Origin of the sequence: Sphingobacterium puteale, assembly GCF_050986225.1 — a bacterium.
In the GTDB taxonomy this organism is placed as follows: Bacteria; Bacteroidota; Bacteroidia; order Sphingobacteriales; family Sphingobacteriaceae; genus Sphingobacterium; species Sphingobacterium puteale.
This window is the reverse complement of the sequence record NZ_CP158959.1, coordinates 422,670-442,194: the sequence shown is the minus strand read 5'-3', so window position 1 is coordinate 442,194 and position 19,525 is coordinate 422,670. Positions and strand designations below refer to the sequence as shown.

The 19,525-nt window shown below is 41.0% G+C and carries 11 protein-coding genes; 3 read left to right on the top strand and 8 right to left on the bottom strand.

The features are described 5' to 3' along the window. Positions 1 to 171 precede the first annotated feature (171 nt). Positions 172 to 816: an HAD family hydrolase gene (locus tag ABTV71_RS01770; protein ID WP_121124176.1), complete on the top strand. Its 645-nt coding sequence runs from the start codon at positions 172 to 174 to the stop codon at positions 814 to 816. 133 nt (positions 817 to 949) lie between these two features. Here the strand turns inward: ABTV71_RS01770 and ABTV71_RS01765 are convergent, their stop codons facing one another. From ABTV71_RS01765 to ABTV71_RS01750, 4 genes are all read right to left on the bottom strand, one after another. After that, positions 950 to 2,455, bottom strand: coding sequence for an alpha-L-fucosidase (locus tag ABTV71_RS01765; protein WP_433902092.1), 1,506 nt, complete (start codon positions 2,453 to 2,455; stop codon positions 950 to 952). 85 nt (positions 2,456 to 2,540) lie between these two features. Beyond that, positions 2,541 to 4,148: a beta-N-acetylhexosaminidase gene (locus tag ABTV71_RS01760; protein ID WP_433902091.1), complete on the bottom strand. Its 1,608-nt coding sequence runs from the start codon at positions 4,146 to 4,148 to the stop codon at positions 2,541 to 2,543. Positions 4,149 to 4,274: 126 nt separating this feature from the next. Next, positions 4,275 to 6,017, bottom strand: a complete 1,743-nt coding sequence (locus ABTV71_RS01755; RefSeq protein WP_433902090.1) for a RagB/SusD family nutrient uptake outer membrane protein — start codon at positions 6,015 to 6,017, stop codon at positions 4,275 to 4,277. Positions 6,018 to 6,029: 12 nt separating this feature from the next. Next, the gene (locus tag ABTV71_RS01750; RefSeq protein ID WP_433902089.1) at positions 6,030 to 9,287 is read right to left on the bottom strand and encodes a SusC/RagA family TonB-linked outer membrane protein; all 3,258 of its coding nucleotides are present in this window, start codon (positions 9,285 to 9,287) and stop codon (positions 6,030 to 6,032) included. Between the two features lie 305 nt (positions 9,288 to 9,592). Here ABTV71_RS01750 and ABTV71_RS01745 point away from each other — a divergent pair, with 305 nt between their 5' ends. Continuing rightward, entirely contained in the window at positions 9,593 to 11,827 is a 2,235-nt protein-coding gene (locus tag ABTV71_RS01745; RefSeq protein ID WP_433902088.1) for a glycoside hydrolase family 2 TIM barrel-domain containing protein, read from the top strand. A 199-nt stretch (positions 11,828 to 12,026) separates the two neighbouring features. Continuing rightward, complete coding sequence (locus ABTV71_RS01740) at positions 12,027 to 12,305, top strand: DUF4342 domain-containing protein (RefSeq protein ID WP_121124167.1); 279 nt, start codon at positions 12,027 to 12,029, stop codon at positions 12,303 to 12,305. An 81-nt stretch (positions 12,306 to 12,386) separates the two neighbouring features. Here ABTV71_RS01740 and ABTV71_RS01735 read toward each other — a convergent pair whose 3' ends face one another. The 4 genes from ABTV71_RS01735 to ABTV71_RS01720 form a co-directional block, all read right to left on the bottom strand. After that, a complete protein-coding gene (locus ABTV71_RS01735) occupies positions 12,387 to 14,078 on the bottom strand; it encodes an alkaline phosphatase family protein (RefSeq protein ID WP_433902087.1) in 1,692 nt (563 codons plus the stop codon). A gap of 64 nt (positions 14,079 to 14,142) precedes the next feature. Beyond that, a complete protein-coding gene (locus tag ABTV71_RS01730) occupies positions 14,143 to 16,077 on the bottom strand; it encodes a M60 family metallopeptidase (protein ID WP_433902086.1) in 1,935 nt (644 codons plus the stop codon). A 3-nt stretch (positions 16,078 to 16,080) separates the two neighbouring features. Beyond that, the gene (locus tag ABTV71_RS01725) at positions 16,081 to 17,808 is read right to left on the bottom strand and encodes a LamG-like jellyroll fold domain-containing protein (protein ID WP_433902085.1); all 1,728 of its coding nucleotides are present in this window, start codon (positions 17,806 to 17,808) and stop codon (positions 16,081 to 16,083) included. A 24-nt stretch (positions 17,809 to 17,832) separates the two neighbouring features. Then, positions 17,833 to 19,500 (bottom strand): DUF5008 domain-containing protein, encoded by a 1,668-nt coding sequence (locus ABTV71_RS01720; RefSeq protein WP_433902084.1) that lies wholly within the window; start codon positions 19,498 to 19,500, stop codon positions 17,833 to 17,835. Positions 19,501 to 19,525: the final 25 nt, after the last annotated feature.

Below are 19,525 nucleotides of genomic sequence, written 5' to 3'. Positions count from 1 at the left end.
AAAATCCGAAGATTTCTACTGTTAAAAGTTAAAGCACGATTATTTGTGCTTTGACTTTTTACTTAACCGTATCACCACTTGTGCTCCAAAAAACTTGACATTCCTAAAAAAACACCATTTTATAGATGAATATCACTATAAATCCATCGCGGTTTTTATTAGATTTAGCCCATGAAGCTAATAATATTTGATCTGGACGGTACATTGCTGGATACTTTGCAAGATCTTGGGGACAGCTGTAATGCCATTCTTCAACGATACGGCTATCCCATACATCAACTGTCCGCCTATAAGAAATTTGTAGGCAATGGGGTACAAAAATTGATTGAACGCGCATTACCTGAAGAAGCACGATCAGAAAACATAATTACTACTTTGCTTACTGCATTTAAAGCATATTACGAGCAAAAGCCTGTCTCGCACACAAAACCATATGCCGGAATTATACCGCTACTAGAAGAATTGAAATCGTCGGGTTATTTGATCTCAATAGCATCCAATAAATATCATGAGGCGGTTATTCCTTTAATTAAACAATATTTTCCCACGATCGCTTTTGATCTCGTCCTTGGTCACCGCACAGGACATCCGCCCAAACCTGATCCAGACATTGTCCTGGAAACCCTACGAAAATTAGGCATAGCAAAAGAGAACTGTTACTATGTCGGTGATTCTTCCATTGATATGGACACCGCCAATAACGCTGCTGTGACTGCAATTGGTGTGACTTGGGGCTTTCGCGAGGAGAACGAATTGAGACAGCACGGCGCAAAGCATATTATCCACCATCCACAGGAACTGTCGGCTATTGTATAAAAGAAAAAGCGGAATCTAAATCAACACTGATTTAAATCCCGCTTTTTTCGATCACTCCCAATCGTCCGCTGGAGTAGGGTTCATACGCATTTAAAATGAAATGAAATTGTGAAATCCAACCTAATGCAGGAAATTACATCTTTGCATCCATTAATTTATCACTTTGCGATTTTGGTTTACCTAGTTTCATTTTTACAACAAAAGCTTGATCTGCACGAAATGTCCCCGGAAGAACAACATCATAGTAGGTATTCCTGTCAAGATCCAATCCAATGTCGGAACGTTTAAGATCCAAAGATTGACCATCTTGCAACAATACAGCTTCCACCGGAACCTCCGCAGCGTTTTTAGGAACAGCAATACGTACAATGTTGTTGACAGGGCGGTTAAACACAGTAAGGTAGAGGTTGTCGGCCTTTTTCGTGAAATACCCCAACTTGGATGGCGCAAGCCCCGCATGTCTGACACCATACACGGCTTCTCCGTTTATTTTGATCCAGTCCCCGATTTCCTTGGCTAGCTTATCCTCTCCCGGACGCATAAGACCGTTCCCATCAGGCCCAAAGTTCAATACAAAATTGCCATTCATGGAGACACAATTCATCAACATATCGATCAGATCTTCTGAGGTCTTCGTATAAATTCCAGACCAATCTTTCATATAACCCCAACCATTCGGAGGGATCGTCATGACACAGTCCCAGTCACGTCCCTCCAACCATTCAAATTCCTTCGGCATTTTGCGTTCCCAACCTTGTTCATAATCACCTAACATTTCACCATTGGAGTCGAAATGCCGTTTTCCAAATTCGTCATTTCTAAATCGGCTTCCGATAATCAATCCCGGATGTTTTTCACGCAGCTCCTTTTCTAATTTATACGTAAAATCATACGCCTGGATCCACGATTGATCCCAGGTACCATCAAACCAAAAACCTTTTATCTGCGGGTAGTTTTGTAAAAGTTCCAGCAGCTGATTACGCGTATATTCCAAAAATTTATTGAATTTAGCCTTCTCTTCAGAGGTAGAGGGTGCTTTGGACATATAGTTTGAATTATTCCATTCGAGAATTGAAAAATACAAAAATACATCTATTCCTTCTGCTGTATAAGCATCTACGACCTGCTTGACAATATCTTTTTTATAAGGGCTCTTTTTGATTGTATAATCTGTATACTTAGATGGCCATAGGGCAAATCCATCATGATGTTTTGTGGTAAAAATAAGATACTTCGCCCCCATTTCTTTTGCCTGTTTAGCCCAGTTTTTTGCGTCAAAACCTGTAGGATTAAACTGTTTATAAAGGTTATCATAAGTATTCTTCCAATCTTTCGGTGCAGTTGGCCCGCTCCAGGTACGTATCCATTCGGATGCCGCCGCTCCTTTCCGCGCACTCACTCCTTCCCATTCATTACCGGGAATAGCATACAAACCCCAATGGATAAATTGTCCCAATCCATAGTTTCGGAACCGTTCCATCGCTTCATCTGTCCGATGTGCGGGCGTTAAAGGTCCATATTTTACGTCTACTTTGTTTTCTACTTTCTTGCGAGGACCAGTCCACTGTGCCGAAGTAGTTTTTATCCCAAGCAATATATTGCCGAGAATCAATGCTGTGATCAATTTATTATATTTCATCTTATCATTTCTTTAAAAATCGACTCCACCCAACGAAAGATTGAATCGGTGTTTATTAACCAGTTATATGTTGCCCGTCCGAAGATCACTTTGGATGATCTATATATTGTTTTTGTGATTTCTTAATTACCGCAGGCTCTGGATTACTATCCTTAAAGGGATCAAAGTAATAAAGCCCCTGATCGCGGTATAAGGGTAAATGCTTTTTTAATTTTTTTGCAAATTCATCAAAATTTCGACCTGTTCCCGGCACCCATGCCGCCTCCGCCAATGCCGCTATTCTTGGAAACACAAGGTAATCCAAACGATTGACATTCGTCACTGTCTCTGTCCACAGATTAGCCTGAATACCCAAAACCTGTTTTTTTCTATTGCCCAAACTATCCAATTGACTTCCGGCAAAATTGTACACATCCTGCAAAGGATTAAATCCTTTCCCCCATTTACGGCCATACTTATGATTCTCTTGTTGCACAAAGTCAAAATACATGGGCAGCCTGGGAGTTAATATAGTCTGATAGCCTTTATCCAGAATTTTGTTCAGCTGCTCCGGCTTATCATGACGCCACCACATCATGACCGTCTGATCTTTGGCCAACTTGGCATCCACCATTTCGTCCCAAACAATAATCTTTCCGTTTATCCCCGCCACAGAATCAGCCATACGGCGAATAAAATATTCTTCAACTTCTTTGTTGGACTTTAGACCTGCTGTCTTTTTCAGTTCCTGAACTTTAGCATCATTATCCCATGCATCGCTGCCAAAGGCAACCTCATCTCCTCCCAAATGAATATAGACAGAGGGAAACAGCGATTTCACTTCACGCAAAACATCGGTCAAAAATGTATATGTTGTATTCTTGGCGGGGTGAAAAGTGAAATCGGGGTGCTTTTCGTTCCCCCCACCAGAGAGAAAAGGATAAGCCCGGTTTGCGGCTGTTGCATGTCCTGGCATATCAATTTCAGGAATGACCTCAATATTTCGCTCAGCAGCATAGGCAATGATTTCGCTGATATCTGCCTGACTATAATACTGTACCGAGGCATAAGGATCAAGATAATTGCCTATCCCGCCAACCTGAGTTAACCAAGGATATTTTTGTATGCTCAGGCGCCATGCCGGTTCATCTGTCAGATGCCAATGGAACTTATTCAACTTATAAAAAGCCATCCAATCCAGTAGAGATTTCACTTTCTCCTTGCCGAAAAAATGGCGCGATTCGTCCAGCATAAACCCGCGCCAGGCAAATTGCGGTTTGTCTTCGATCTCTACTGTGTGTAATCGAATCTGATCACCTTTGTGTTCAGCCGCAGCGAGTAATTGGTCAATACTCGATACAGCGTTGAGCATGCCCGCCCGACCGGAGGCATAAATTTTTATAGCTGTACCTTTAATCGAAAGCTTGTAAGCCTCTTCAGCCAATTTATCGTCTATTAGCAAACAGATATTCGCAGCATCTCGTTGGTCTGTAATAGAACTGGTCAGACCATATTTGGCTAATACAAGTCTTTGAAAGTACTGTCTTCCTGCTCCGAATACCGGATCAGCAAAAACAAGGAGTGTATTCTTTACTACAATCTGTTTATCCGAGACTTTCACATACAGAGGCTTTGGAATAATATCAACTTGCCCCTGAACATGTTGCAAGACAAAAAAAGAAAAACAGAAAAGAAAGAAGCGATTTAAGTTCATCAAAATTTGGTTTTATAAGTTTCTAAACAATATTCCAACATATCATCATCGGAGATACTGTTTATCAAATTTAATCATCCACGGAAAACAAAAAAAGGAAGATATCCAAAGATATCTTCCTCGTTCTTAATCCCACTTGGGATTCTGTGTAATTTTGGGATTTTTTGCAATCTCTGAAGTCGGGATTGGCCACAAATAATCTCTTGGAGTCTCAAACCTTCTTAAAGAAGCATCCTGTAAAATAATATAATTTTTGTCATTTATCGGAGTCTTTGCATCCCATTTTTGGTCTTTATCAGTCAGATACTCTGTGAATAGATAACTTCCCAACAACGTTTTTGGCAATTCAACTTCCGCTGTTTTCCAGCGGATTAAATCCCAATAGGCAAATCCTTCAAAAGCCAATTCTACATTTCGCTCCCGGCGTATTTCTTCGCGCATATTCAAGCCATGACTTGAGACCAAAGCATTAGTTAATTTGCCCATAGAAACAAAATTAGGTGCAGCAGCTGTACCGATATTCACCTGTGGCAAACGTGCTCTCAACTGATTAATTGTTTTATCCAAATCTACATCATCAATAAATTCGTCCGATTCTTTCAATTCATAAACAGCTTCAGCATAGTTCAATAACACCTCTGCATAGCGCAAAACAGGTTTATCTATATAGGATGCCTGTCTTGCCCAGAACTGCTCATTAGCATACTTACGGATTCCAAACCCGCTTCGTTGTTTGCTTGGGTTAGGAATCGTATAGTTACCACCTGAAATATATTCATCTCCTCTTTTAAACAAAGTAAAAGCCATCCGCGGATCACGTTTGTTAAAATATTCGGCATGTGTCATCGTCTTATCGGGTTCTTGATACAGGGGTGACTTATTCGTAGGAAGCCCATCTACCATCACATAATTATCAACGAAATTCTGGGTGGGCACAATAGAATTCCCTTCATAATAGCGTTGCACAGGCGTAGAAACGATACTATTATCCTGACTGATACCATAACCCCTGACCAGAATATTTTCTCTGTTTGCCCGGCCTTCTCCAGCCAATTGGAATAAGTTGAAATAGGCATTGTTTGTAATTTGACCATTTACTGTCGCCGGTTGAGAAAACAAAGCATGCATATTAGAGCTCATCACAGCTTCTGCCGCTTCTTTTGCCATTAAAAGGTGTTTCTGAAATTCGCCATATTTATGAAACTTTTCCCGTGTCCCTTCAAATAATGCGACCCGCGACTTAAAAGCCAGCGCTGCCGTTTTCGAAACACGACCATATTCTTTTGCGGTATTAATCTCATCAGCAGTACGCAAGGCCTCGATCGCATAATCCAGATCGTCAAAAATTAATTGCAGTATCTCCTCTCTCGAGGCTCTTGGCAAATAGACATCAGGATCATCCACCAACATGGTTTTAGTAATCAATGGAACCCCGCCAAAGCGCTTGAACATCTCAAAATAATACCACGCTCTAAAAAAGTGAGCCTCACCGACATACCAATTCACCTGTGTAGGATCCCCCCCTTTTGCCAATACTTCTTTGGACTTTTCAATCAATTTATTTGCCTGAAAAATATTGGAGTAGTCGTAGTCATCACTTGTTGCGGGTTTTACACGGGAGCCGTCCGAAATAGGATCTCCTTTGTCATTGGGATAAGCAAAAGTCGACCAGTTGTCCATATTTACTTCCTTTTGTGTCAGTCCCGGCAATGTTGTATAGAAATAGTTTGCCGCCAAGCGTAAATCAGCGACTGTATTCCAAAAACCGACATCTGGTACAGTCGTTTCTGGCAATTCATCAATTTTACACGATTGCACCGAGCCAAGTGTAAGTGAAGCGAGTAGTATATATATAAATTTTCTTTTCATGGTAATCAATTCTTAAAAATCAAGGTTTATTCCAAACGATATTGTCCGAGCAAATGGATAAGGGGAAGCGATCTCCGTCGTTGAACCTTCTCTCGTTGGTTTCATCTCAGGGTCAACTACACCTTTGAATACCCCCATTTTGGATAATGTCAACAAATCCTCTCCTGAAGCATAAAATCTAATCCGTTCAAACGGCAGTCTCTTCATCTGATCTTTTGTCAATGTATAGCCGATCTGAACGTTTTTCAAACGGGCATAAGCACCGCTCAGATACCATTTACTTGACTCCTGGAAATTCTGCGTTCCCTCAAGATAAGGTCTTGGGAAAGCTGCATTGATATTATCCGGTGTCCAATAGTCAGTTTGGAAAGACATAGGCATATACCAAGAAGCCAGTAAAGGTTGAATCAGTTCATTGCTAGGTTTAAATTTTCGTTTGGCAATTCCCTGAATAAACATACCCAAATCAAAGTTTTTATAGCTCAAATTGATATTAAAGCCATACTGATACCTTGGATTGATATCCCCCAGATATACTAAGTCACCAGAATCTCCCAGTCGACCACCACCTGGGCTTATTTTTCCATCACCATTGACATCGACATATCTGACATCCCCCAATCCGGGAACTCCTGCTTTGTTCAAGAGCTCTTTATAACTCGGTGCTTGTGCAAGATCTGCTTCGGTTTGGAAATAGCCATCCGCCTGGTAACCCCAGATTGAATTCAGTGCATAGCCCTCAACCCGTGGATTGACACCAGCTTTGATGATATTACCGGCTCCTCCATATCTTACCAACCTATTCTGATTGTCTGCGAGGTTGAAATTTACGTTATAGGAGAAGTCCTCACCGACCTTATCGCTATAGCCAAGGTTGAATTCCCAACCCCAAGTTTTGAGCTTTCCATCGTTTGACCGCGGGATTTTTATACCCAACGTTTCGGGCAGGTCAACCGCCACCAACATATTGTTGTTATATTTGTTGTAATAGTCGAACGAACCTCTAAGTTTACGCTTCAAAAAGCTAAAATCTAATCCAAAATTCTGCGTTTCAACGGTTTCCCAGCTAATTCCCAAAGCAGGAAGCATATCCTGATAAATATAAGATTGTTTGGTATCACCCAAAACAACACCAGTTCTTCCTGGGTCTGTATTAGGTCCGATCTTTAATTGCGCCAGAAAATCATAATAACCAATCCCAACCTGAGAACCGACTTTACCCCATGATACACGTGGCTTCAATTCACTCACGACATCAGAAATTGATTCAAACCACGCTTCGCGGCTCATATTCCACCCCGCAGAAAAGGATGGAAATACCTTCACACGGACACCTGGAAATAAACGTGAACTTTCATCACTTCGAACGGTGGCCTCAAAAAGATATTTTTCATCATAGTTATAGTTAAACCGTCCAAAATATGCTTGCATCTTCCCACGTTCAGCGCGCTGTTCGTGTGATTTATTCAAGGGATCAGAGGTAAAATTTAAACTTGGATTATCATTGACATACAAGTTCTTTGCACTCGCGGTAATCTGTCCAAAATCGTAAGACTGAAACTGATAACCACCCATAAGATGAAAATTATGTTTCTCTGCTAGCTTGAAATCATAATCCGCAATGGCCTGATAATTTAGCGATAATGTCTTATAGTCCGTGACAGCATAGTTATTCGGATTATTCAATTGACTTGCCGTTTTGGGATCTGGACCAGAATAATAGGTAACAGTCCTTCTAAAATTGCGATTTTGTTGGTTTGTGTTCTCGCGGCTATACATCAATTTGACATTTAAGCCCTTTACAAAATTACTCAACGTCGCCGTTACATTATTGAAATAGGTATCTTTTCGGTCCCGGTTAAATCCACCATCTTTCATTAAAGCGTAACCGATAGCTGACGAGGTACCGCTCCGATAGTAAGTACCATCTTCGTTATAAAGCGGAAAACGCATACGTGAAGAGTAAAACTGGCGCAAGATTCCATTTCCACCACCATCAATACCATAGCCACCATCCTGTGGATTATCGGTTGCCTGATTGATATAGGCAGACCCAATATCCAATTTTAAATATTTATTTACCTGAGCTGAGATATTTGCACGGGCATTCCAGCGTGTGAAATGATCTTCACCCACTTTGAACATACCCGCCTGGCTCATATTACCAAGTGAGGCCATGTAGGTAATTTTCTCGCTACCTCCCGAAAATTGGATATTGTTATTGTACAGATTATAGGACTTCTTAGCAACCTCATCAATTAGATTCTTTTGATTATAGGTACGCCATTGTCCGTTCGCGCCCAAAACGAATGTTGGACCGTTAACCGCGTAGTTTAGATCCTCATCATTATACTCTGGTGCTAAACCGGCATTTGCGCGACCAAGATTCATATATTTCATCTCTTCAACCAGCGAAAGACGGTCAGGCATATTCGAAGGCATCTGGATACCCATATTGCTCATCACAGTAATACGGCCAGGGCCAGTTTTTCCTCTTTTGGTCTGAATCAGAATAACACCGCCCGCAGATTGAGAGCCGTAAATCGCTGTTGCTCCACCATCTTTTAGTACGCTGATATTTTCAATATCGTTCGGATTTAACCCTTCAAATGTTGAGGGAGAACTGATCACACCATCGATTACATACAGAGGCGGCACATTATCCGTAGCGGAAGAAGCGCCCCGCAACTGGATCGTTAGGCCCTGTCCCCCTGGTTTACCCGATTGCCTGGTAACGACCAAGCCGGGAGCCGCTCCTTGAAGCATATTTGCCACTGTCGGTGCGGGACGGTTTTGTAAGACCTTGGTGTCTACCTGTGTCACAGCACTGGTCATATTCGTTTTCTTCTGGGTTCCATAGGCGACCACCACGACTTCCTCCAGCATATCTTCCGATTTCGCAAGTTTCACTAAAGATGATTGATTCGCTACGGCTTCTTTAGCGACGTAACCAACAAAATTAAAAAGTAGCACTGCATTCGAGGAGGTCACAGCTAACGAGAATTTCCCCTGACCATCCGTTGATGTAGAATGCGAAGTTCCTTTCTCGGAGACCGTCACACCCGCGATAGGTTTTCCATTTTCATCAACAACTGTACCATTGATTTTCTGCTGAAAAGCAGACATTGAAGTGTTATTTTTTACTGTTGATAGATGGGAATTTTTAGCCTGCGCAGTGCCCATTACCGAAAATGCGACCACCGGCGTCAAGAATGCGAGATGACAATACAACCTGGTTTTTCTAAATTGGTGCAAGTAAGGTCTATTCATATTATGTTTTCTAAGGTTTGTTAGTGTTGGTAATTTGGTTCTATATCCGATGCAATTGTAAAGAAATTATTAAGTTATTACCCAAAGCCAAATTCAGTCAATCGTTTGCGCAACTCTCGAAAACGTTGTAGTGTATATCATACAAATAGATAAATAAAGAAATAAAAAATGTTTTCACAGAAAAATAAACTACATAAAGTTAATTTGTTTTCAATAAATTGTTTTCAAAAAAAAGGCGGGATTAGGCATTGTCTTTTTGTTGGTTATATTTGAAAACGAAACAAATACCCTAAGTTTAAAACCACATGATCAAAAGGATTTTTTATACGCTCTTCTTAATCGGGATAACGATGCTGAACCTGCATGCCAGAACCGTCATTCCGTTCAATGCAAACTGGTCGTTCAAAAAAGGTCCATTTTCCAGCTCAGCCCTTGACTATAACCTCACGTTTGATGGAAAATGGCAGCTTGTTACCTTACCACATACCTGGAATGCAACAGATATGCAGACAAACGAAATCAAACCAGGTAGCCTTGGAAAAAACGAACGCTTTTATACTGGTGACGCTTATTACCGCAAAACATTTGTTCCTGGATCAGATTGGAAAGGTAAACGCATTTTCATCCGATTTGAGGGAGTTAACACAAATACCGAGGTTTATTTAAATAATAAACCCCTTCCTGCCAAAACGGGGAAAAATGATATCACTTATGATAACGCGCTACGAAATGGCAGTTACAATTTTGTTGGCCGGCATCAGGGAGGCTATTCCGCTTTTGTCTTTGAATTAACCAATATGCTTCAATCGGGAGTGGACAACGAGCTGTTGGTCAAAGTAAATAACGAAGCAAGCCCTCAGGTTATTCCGGTCAACCATACTCTATTCCCCATGTACGGAGGCATTTATCGGCCTGTTGAACTTATTATTACTGAAGATATCCATGTTGCCGTGAATGATTTTGCTTCCCAAGGAATCTATGTCACGCAGCAAAATGTTTCGAAAAAAGCTGCGGATATCGCTTTGAAGATAAAAATTGACAACAAGTCTGGAAAAATACAACCGATCGAATTGCTAACAACCATTTTTGAAAAAAATGGCAGTATAAAAGCAAAGCAACAAACGGCTTATACATTACCGCCTCAGGGCCGTCAGGTATTATCACAACAAATTGCAGTCAAAAATCCACATCTATGGCAAGGATTGGATGATCCTTACCTCTACCGTGTGGTAACACAGATTAAAAAAGATGGCCAAATCATCGATGAAGTGACGACACCTTTAGGTATTCGCAAGTTTGAATTGCGTACTGGCCAAGGTTTCTTTTTAAATGACATCAAGTATCCTCTATATGGCGTATGCCGGCATCAGGACCGCTGGGGCAAAGGCTCAGCCTTGAGCAACGCCGACCACGATGAAGATCTATCCATTATCAAAGAAATGGGAGCCACTTCCATCCGTCTGGCACACTATCAGCAGTCAGCATATTTCTATTCCAAATGCGATAGTATCGGGCTTGTGATCTGGGCTGAAATCCCATTTGTGAATCGCGTGACGACATTGGAAGACAATAACGCCCAACAGCAGTTGAAAGAACTAATTCGACAAAATTTTAATCATCCTTCCATCTATATCTGGGGGATGCATAACGAAGTTTACTCCCCGTCTGCCTACACCGTAGAACTCACGACCAAACTAAATGATCTCGCTAAATCCGAAGATCCGGATCGTTACACCGTCTCCGTAAGCGGATACAATGTAATTGATCATCCGGTTAACAACAACGCCGATGTACAAGGGATCAACCACTATTTCGGCTGGTATAACGGTGAACTGGAAGACAAATCCTCAAAGGATGACGATGTAGCCACTTGGGTGCAACGGATAAGTAAAGAGTTCAAAGACTACAAGATTATCTTTTCTGAATACGGTGCCGAAGCAGTTCCCGAAGATCAGGCGGAAGAGGTAGGCAATTTCGGCAACCAATGGAGCAATCCATCATTTTTCCCAGAAGAATATGCAACAAAATTCCATGAAGTCCATTGGGGCGTAATCTCCAAAAGCCCTATTTTTCTAGGGTCATACGTGTGGAATACTTTTGATTTCGCCACACCGATTACCGCACTGAACGTTAATCCAAGAAATTATAAAGGACTGGTTTCTTTTGATAGAAAATTGAAAAAAGATGGATTTTACTGGTATAAAGCAAATTGGAGCAAAGAATCGGTATTGTATGTCACCCAACGCCGTATGATCAATCGCGGAAATGAAATCACCCCTGTAACTATTTATTCCAATAGAGGTGAACCAACTTTAACCGTTAACGGAACTGTTATCAAAGGCGTTAGAAAAGGGCAAACAGATGTGCACTACATTTTTGATAACGTCAAGCTCACGAAGGGAGCGAACACCATCGAAGCTAAGATTGTACAAAAAGACGGAAAGGTATTAACAGATCGTATTCATTGGAATTACGACCCCTCTTATAAACAAAATGCCGCTGGACCAACAAAATCCAAAACAGAGCATGTGGGTCTTTAATTCCAATACGACATAACACTACTCAAAAGAAGCACCAATAGTCCCTGTATTATTGGTGCTTCTTTCGCCACTGACCGACGCATGCCCGTCATTTACCGAGATTCTTTCCTGATTAGCCTAATGATGCTCCCCCCTTCAGCAAATCTCCCCTACCTTTGAGATATCAAATAAGAAATAAAAACATTAAAAAATAAACATCATGGCAACTAAAACAACATTCAGCATCAACAGCAAAACGATCACAAAAGCTTTTCAAGACCTTTTTGATTCATTTAAAAGCTCACGCTTAAAGGTTTCTTCCAAAAATGGGCAGGAATACCTAAATATATCTTTACTGCTTGCGGTAATCATCGGTATTATTTTTCCTATCGCTTTTGTCGTTCTTATTATCCTTATGCTAGTTTGCAACCTTCAAGTAGCTATTTTACAAGAAGACAAGCAGGAAGATGAAAAACAAAAAATGATTGAATTAAAATAAGCTGTACTTAACATCATTTAATACAAACGGGAGCCATCAAAATTTGATGGCTCCCGTTTGTTATGCAGCGAAAAAATCCCTTTATTTTAGAAATTCAATTTCAAAGTTTTTCAGATAGGGTTTTCCATCATAATTAAAATCCGCAAGAATATCTATATTCATCCAATATAAGGTCAATGCGGCAATATCACTCGCTGTAGAAGGAATTGAGAGAACCGATGTAATCGGTTCCGGTTTAGTCCCCGGAGCATAGAAAGAATTTAAGTTTGTCCATGTATAACCACCGGACAACCCCATATTATATCCCCCCGGAGCAGTATTAAAGAATGTCCCTTCTGTTCCTTCGTCCATTGGCCAAAATCCAATTAAATTTCCATAATTTGGATGTTTGGTGATATCAGTCAATCCCATCGTTTTCTGTATCGTTTCTTCGCTCAATGCAGTATTAAAATACGCTAAATTGGCACTATAAAATGGGGTAACCACATCATTATCCCCTTCACGATGACCAATCCGAAATGCTTCAGCTGTACTTAGGCTTTTACGGTTGCTGATATTTATGCTATTTTGCTGTTTACCATCCATATACATAACCAGATTCCTTGTACTGGAATTAACATAATTTACCGTCATTGTATAGGTATGCCAATCCGTCGTTCCCGGAGCATCAGCTGATGCGGCTTCCTGTTTGCCCTGGCCTCCGTTTAAAGTCCCCCCGACGGTAACTACCCATTTTCCGCCCGGATAATAGGCCCACTGCCAACCTGTTATACGTTGCCCACTCAGGTTCGTGCTTTTACTAAAAAAACTCGAATATCCGTTAGGCGTCGCATTGAATTTAACGTCCATCTGTACCGAAAAACTTTTTGTTTCGCCGGCATCATATAAGCCATTATCCTTGTCCAGAACTGCCCGGGACGTTTTTGTATTAAATAACACAGGGTTAAATCCTGATTTTTTAAGCTCAAACTCTTTAAACGAGGGGTTATAAACAATTACAAATCCATTCTGAGGTTCAGAAAGGCTACCCCCATGGTTGGTTGTCACAATAATTAACCAGTCTTCACCCGCATAATTTTTCCTCGTTTGTAATGCTTCCAATAACTTTCCCACACGCGTATCGGCCTGGACAATCGCATTTTTATACGTATCATTTGAAAGCGTATACCCACCATCTTCGCCTGCATATTCCACATCTTTGAAATTAACAAAAACGGTTCCGAGGTTATTTACCTTACTGAGAAGAGACGCAGCACTGTCCTGCACCGCTTGATCGGTATTTACGACAGGGGCATAATCTGAATTTTTCACATAATCTCTCAAATTTTTCCATGGCGTTATCAACGCTGTTGTCACAGATTTATATTGAGTAACATAATCGAGAACATTTCTAAAGTACACCAAATCCTCATGCTCATTATCACTACCATCCTGCTCCCTTTCAAAATTTTCATTGCTTATTTTATGTTTAGAAAAACCCGTCCCTGTTAACATAGACACCCATCCCCCCGTACTCGAGGCGGTAATCAATGTATTATAAGAAAACTTGGCATTCTTTTGTAATTTCGCCATATTAGCTGGCAAAGCTTTAATAAGATCCGCGCCAGATAATCCATCGATACTAACGACCAGTACTTTGCGCTGAGACGCTGTCAAATCTTTGATCTCCTCGTACACGGGAGGAGGATTATCGTATTTCTTGCAACTTGAATATAGTGCCGCCGCCACTATGGCTAAACAGACTGTTGCGATAAATTTAGCATTTAATTTCATCTACATATTTTTTTGAAGGAGAATAGCTCCCAAAGGGATCACATCTTCCATCCTAAATCAACAATTATGGTTTAATCAAGTTCATTTCACCGAATACAACATAGGGATTAGTCGAATAACCGTTCTTCACAATCACCTGAAAGTACTTGGCCGTTACATTCCCATTTGGAAATATATATTCAAACTCACTGTTATTATTAGGCAAAGTAGCCGCCCCGATTTTCGTGTAATAAACATTATCTTGGCTATAGTAGATCTCTATTTCTTTGCCATCTCCAGCACGGTTACCCCCCGGTCTTGCATTAAAATACATACCTTTCACCGGCATAATAGCACCCGCATTAAACACAAACTTAAATGGATAAGTTTCCGCCGCGGTAGGACCACTATATTTTGAATGATAAAAAGTATTCGGATCTCCATCAACCAAATTAGCAAACGAGCCCTCTTCTGCAGGCGAGGAAACAGAAACAACGCTCGTTTTAAACACGATATCTCCTGTTCCGCCTGATTTGGTCAGGGGATTATAGGTCCAAATGGCCTTCTTCAATAAGGGGTATTTACTAGCCACACCGACCGCCACATTAGGACTATAGGTAATCCCCCAAGCATCAAAAAAAGGAGCCAGATCTGTCTTTGCATATGCTGAAAGCTTTTCATAGACCCAATTATGCTTGGTAATATCATTTGGATTTAATCGTGATGCATGTCTCGCTTCGCGATATAAATAAGTCATCGCATCATAGCCAAATAATTCAAAGATCTGAACAAATGGAGTCATCCTTTTAAACGGATCATCCATCGCCGCATCAGCATCAAAGTTTTTAACTACCCCAGTTTGACTGGCAAAACTGATCGCTTGCGGAAATCCGCTTGTTACCGCGGGGTGTAAATTACTATAATTAGCACCAATACGATTGGCAACCTTAAAATTGAAAAGATTATTTGTTGTTTCACCAAGTGTACTCCAGCTCCAGACGGAGCCCTGTTGACAGTTATGCCCAAATTCATGGTATGAACCCCACATACCCTCACTTGTACTGATCGCTTTCAGGCTGGTCATACCTCCAAACCATTCTGCATCATTTAATCCAACAAAAGGAAAACCACTATGTCCGTACCCAACTGAAAGTTGAATGTCTAAGACTCCTCGCCAAGCTCCCTGAGGGCTTTGATCCTTGATATCCTGGGCATTATCGGACAGCCCCATCCAGCCATTATAATCTAAATCAAAGACATCATTCCAGCGTGTCATGACCGCCGTCGGATTAGTAAATGGTTCGCCCGAAGTAAATGATCGGACTACCCTATCGCGTGGAATAAGGAAAACAACACGTTTTGTCCTTAACTCCAGCCAAGGAACCTGTGAAGCTTTCACCGCTTGAACCCATTCTGCGTCATTCGTTTTCCCCAAAATAAAATCCGGAGATACACATGCATTCGTAATCGTAAACTCTACCGGTGTAGAATACGCTCTATTAGGTCTTATATAAATTGTACCGCCATACAGATTCCGTACATAATTCACACCTGCATACAAACGTTGACGCATATAGATTACCGGATCTCTCAAAAGCGGAAATTTTCCGCCCAGATTGTCTGTATGACCTCCGATCTGAACGGTCAGCCCTTCAATCCCCGCTGGAACGACAATCTTAACCAATTCTCCCGGTGCAGCATAATACCCCGTGCTATACTGGGGTTCCGGAGCAACAGAAATCCGTAAGTTTTGTGCAGTTTGATCTGTGAAATTCAAATCTAAAGTAAACTTGGCATCCTTGACACGGGGTTCCGATTGGTCAACAAGACCTGGAAAAACGCGGGCCTTAGCATACATGGATTTATCTATTTCCCGGAGGTTAGTGTCTATCTCACCTTCCTTTGGATTATTTGAATTGTCAGGATATCCATCCGGTATATTATATCCATATTTTGAACAAGACGATAGTGATAGCAATACCGTCATCGCACATAATATTGTGAACTGTTGAAATTTCATAAATTAGTCTTTTGGTAAATTAATAATTGGGTTATAAAATTTGCCCATTAACCCCCAATTGCTTGGAATAGTCACATTCATCCATGTATAGATCATAACCGGAATATCCACTCCATTGGGTACAGCCATAAAAGCCGAAGGAGAAATTTCCGGTGATATATTAGGTGAAATATCACTAAATGAACTCCATGAAGTATTTTCGGAAAGTTTAAACGCGCTCGATTTACCCAAAACATCTTTGATTTCCGTTCCCGCACCCTCATTTCCCTTCCAGTAACCTATTAAATTGTTGTAATAAGGATCATTATTAGGCGTTAATGGCGTTTTTTTACTATTCGCTATTAGGATATCTTCGGGAACAGCAACATCATAAATAGCGAGGTCATTAATAATACAATTGACATTATTGTCTCCAATAGACCCTAAACGTAATGGACTTTGGGTATCAATATTCCCCAAATTTGTAATGTTTAACCGTCCTTGAGAAGCTGGAATACCGTCGACATACAAAGACACGTAACGTGTGGATCCTTCTTTCCAAAACCTAGCGGAAATGTTATGCCATTTTCCGTCTGAGATAATACGACTATGCGTCCGTTGTGTATTTCCCTGTCCTGACTGACTAAAGTTTATCCCCACACCGCCACCATACTCCATAAAGAATGTCCATCCCACCACACCGGAGCTAAAACTCGCTCTTTTTGTCACAAAACTAGGATAGAAAGTCGCCCCATAGTCCCAGCGGATGTTGAAACGAATAGTCGCATCTTTATCGGAACCAAAATTCGCAAGTTGCGCATCGGTTTGCGCCGCATTCGAGCCATTGCCAACAAATTTCGGCGATGATCCAGCATAAGGCAATGAACCAACATCCGGTTTCTTATAGGCAACTGGACTAAATTTTGGATTATAATAAGCTACAAAGGTATTTCTTGATTCATCGGCATAAATGTTAGATCCATCTGATCCTCCAGAAACGCCGCCGCCCTTACTGGAGGCGACTACGACCAACCAATTTTCCTCGCTGAAAGTCTTACGTGCTCTCAATGTGGTCAAGATTTCCCCGATATAACCGTCAATCGTTTTAATAGCGTTTACATAAGCTGTATTACTAACGGTGTAGTCCTTGTTTGCCGCTTTGTCCGCACTATGAAACTGTGCAACAAGCAAATTCGGATTTTCCAATTTCAACTCATTTACGACAGCTGTTTTTAGTTCGTTATCATCTGCCAGATTTTTTGCCAACGTAGCATCTTTAGCCAGTTTGGTGTTCCATGAGTTTTCCGTTGAAAAGGCCACTGAACGAACATTGTTTATTTCGGATTTCAATACAGTGAACAAGGTCGGTGTTTTGCTATTGTCAAATCCAGAAAAATCTTCCGAAACCACCTGATGTTTCGTATAGTCAACCCCAGTTAACATGGTTGTCCAAGCGGAAGCAAATGTTAAATTGTTACGCTGGTAGTCTGCGATTCCATCGTAAGTGTAGATCGAACGCTTTGTCAGTTCTGTTAAATTTTGAGGAGCAATGTCCTTAATGGCGCTTCCTTTTACTCCGTCAAGAATAATGTAGAGCACACGTCGAGAACCATCTCCTACGTTTAATGTATCATTTCCATACGAAGTAGGCAAAACATTCTCAAACTCTTTATTGCACGATACTGTTAGGGAAACTGTAGCCAAGAGTAGTAACAAGAACCGCATTTGCCATTTAGAATTATTATTTTTCATATTCGTTTTCTAAAAATATCCGCTTTAATTTTCTATATCTATTCGAAGTACATTATGTGGTAGCATCGAATTAAATCGAATAATATCCCCCACTAACACAACCTGTGAGCCTGCTGAAGTTAAACTCTCAATCATATCATAAACTCGACCTTGAAAACCACCCGTATTATTGTAACCCTGCGCCAGTGTTCCATCCGGATTTAAAACCATGAAACCCTGGCGTAAATAATCGCCATATTTATTGAAAGATCCCGTCACCAATATCTTTCCACTGTTCAGCTGCGCCGCAAATGTCGCGGATCCGCCACTGATCTCTTCGCCCCGGAACGTGTTATCCAACGATCCGTCAGCATTTAATAAAGTAATGCCCGATGCGGATTTCCCATTGAATGATTTGAAGACGCCACTCAATATGATCTTTTTGGAGTTTTCACTATAACGAATCGAATAAATATCTCCGTCAGCACCAGTACCTGCCTGAAAAGTATGATCAACCGAGCCGTCCAGATTGATCCGTACAATACGATTGGCACTTATCCCATTGAATGTCGTAAAATTTCCAACCAGGACTAATTTCCCATCCGACTGCATCATTGCGTCAGTAATGACACCATTTCCTGCCATGGCGCTCTGATGCGTGCTTTCATTATAATGAAACGTGGAGTCCATGGAGCCATCCATGTTCATCCGGACCATTTGCAACATACGTGTCACATCATAAACCTTGTCATCGTAAGTCGAATTCGGGTAATATATTCTTCTATAGTTCTGGAAGTTTCCGACAGCATAGATTTTTTCGTCGAATATGAACGTCTTTCTGATGACTCCGTCCACGCCACCATTGAAACTAGGTACCGTATCTATATTTTTCCAGGTTTCACTGGGTTTTGGATTTACGATCGCGTTTGTTACGATTGTATCCAATTCTCCCTTGGCAGTTAAACGGGTGATATTACTAATGGTCTGCCGGTTGCTCCGTGTACTATTGTACGCCGAAAAGTTACCTGCGATGATATAACTACCATTTTGTGTACCATTATTAATACGATTAATAGAGTAAATAGTCTTCATCCCACCAAATACACCTTTCCCAAAATTAATATCGCTGGTCGAATAGGCTCCGGCTCCATCTATCTGAGCTATCCCCCCGTTTGGCACTAATTCTGTTCCTTTCAGTTCAAAATTATCAAAGGCTCCAACCAGCCAAAATCTTCCGTTCGGCAGCTGCTCAGCATCAAAGACAGTCGCTTGACCAGATCCCGAAAGTCGGCCGGCACCATTAACAATTTTGAATGTCTGATCCACAGCTACCTTCCCCCCGATCTTGATTATAGGACCAAAAAAAGTCTGCTCATCAACCGTAATCCAGATACTACCCGTACTGGCTTTTTCAGGCACAATAAATCGGATCGTAGAATCTGAAAAATTAACAACCTCTGCTTCAATTTCATTGATGTATAATTTGAACTTATCTTTAAATTTTAGCAAGCCATTAACTTTTAGATCCAGTGTATACCCTGGATCAACTATATCTGGATCTGTTGTTTTCGAAACGAAACTGATCGGCAGGACTTGCTTTCCGCCAGCATAAGGATCCTCCGCCAGTTCTTTGCTTTTACTACAAGAGGCGATCAAGGCCATCCAACAGATCGCCACCAAAAAGCTTACCTTGTATTTTCTATACTTTAACATCTATTAAATGATTAATTGAATAAAT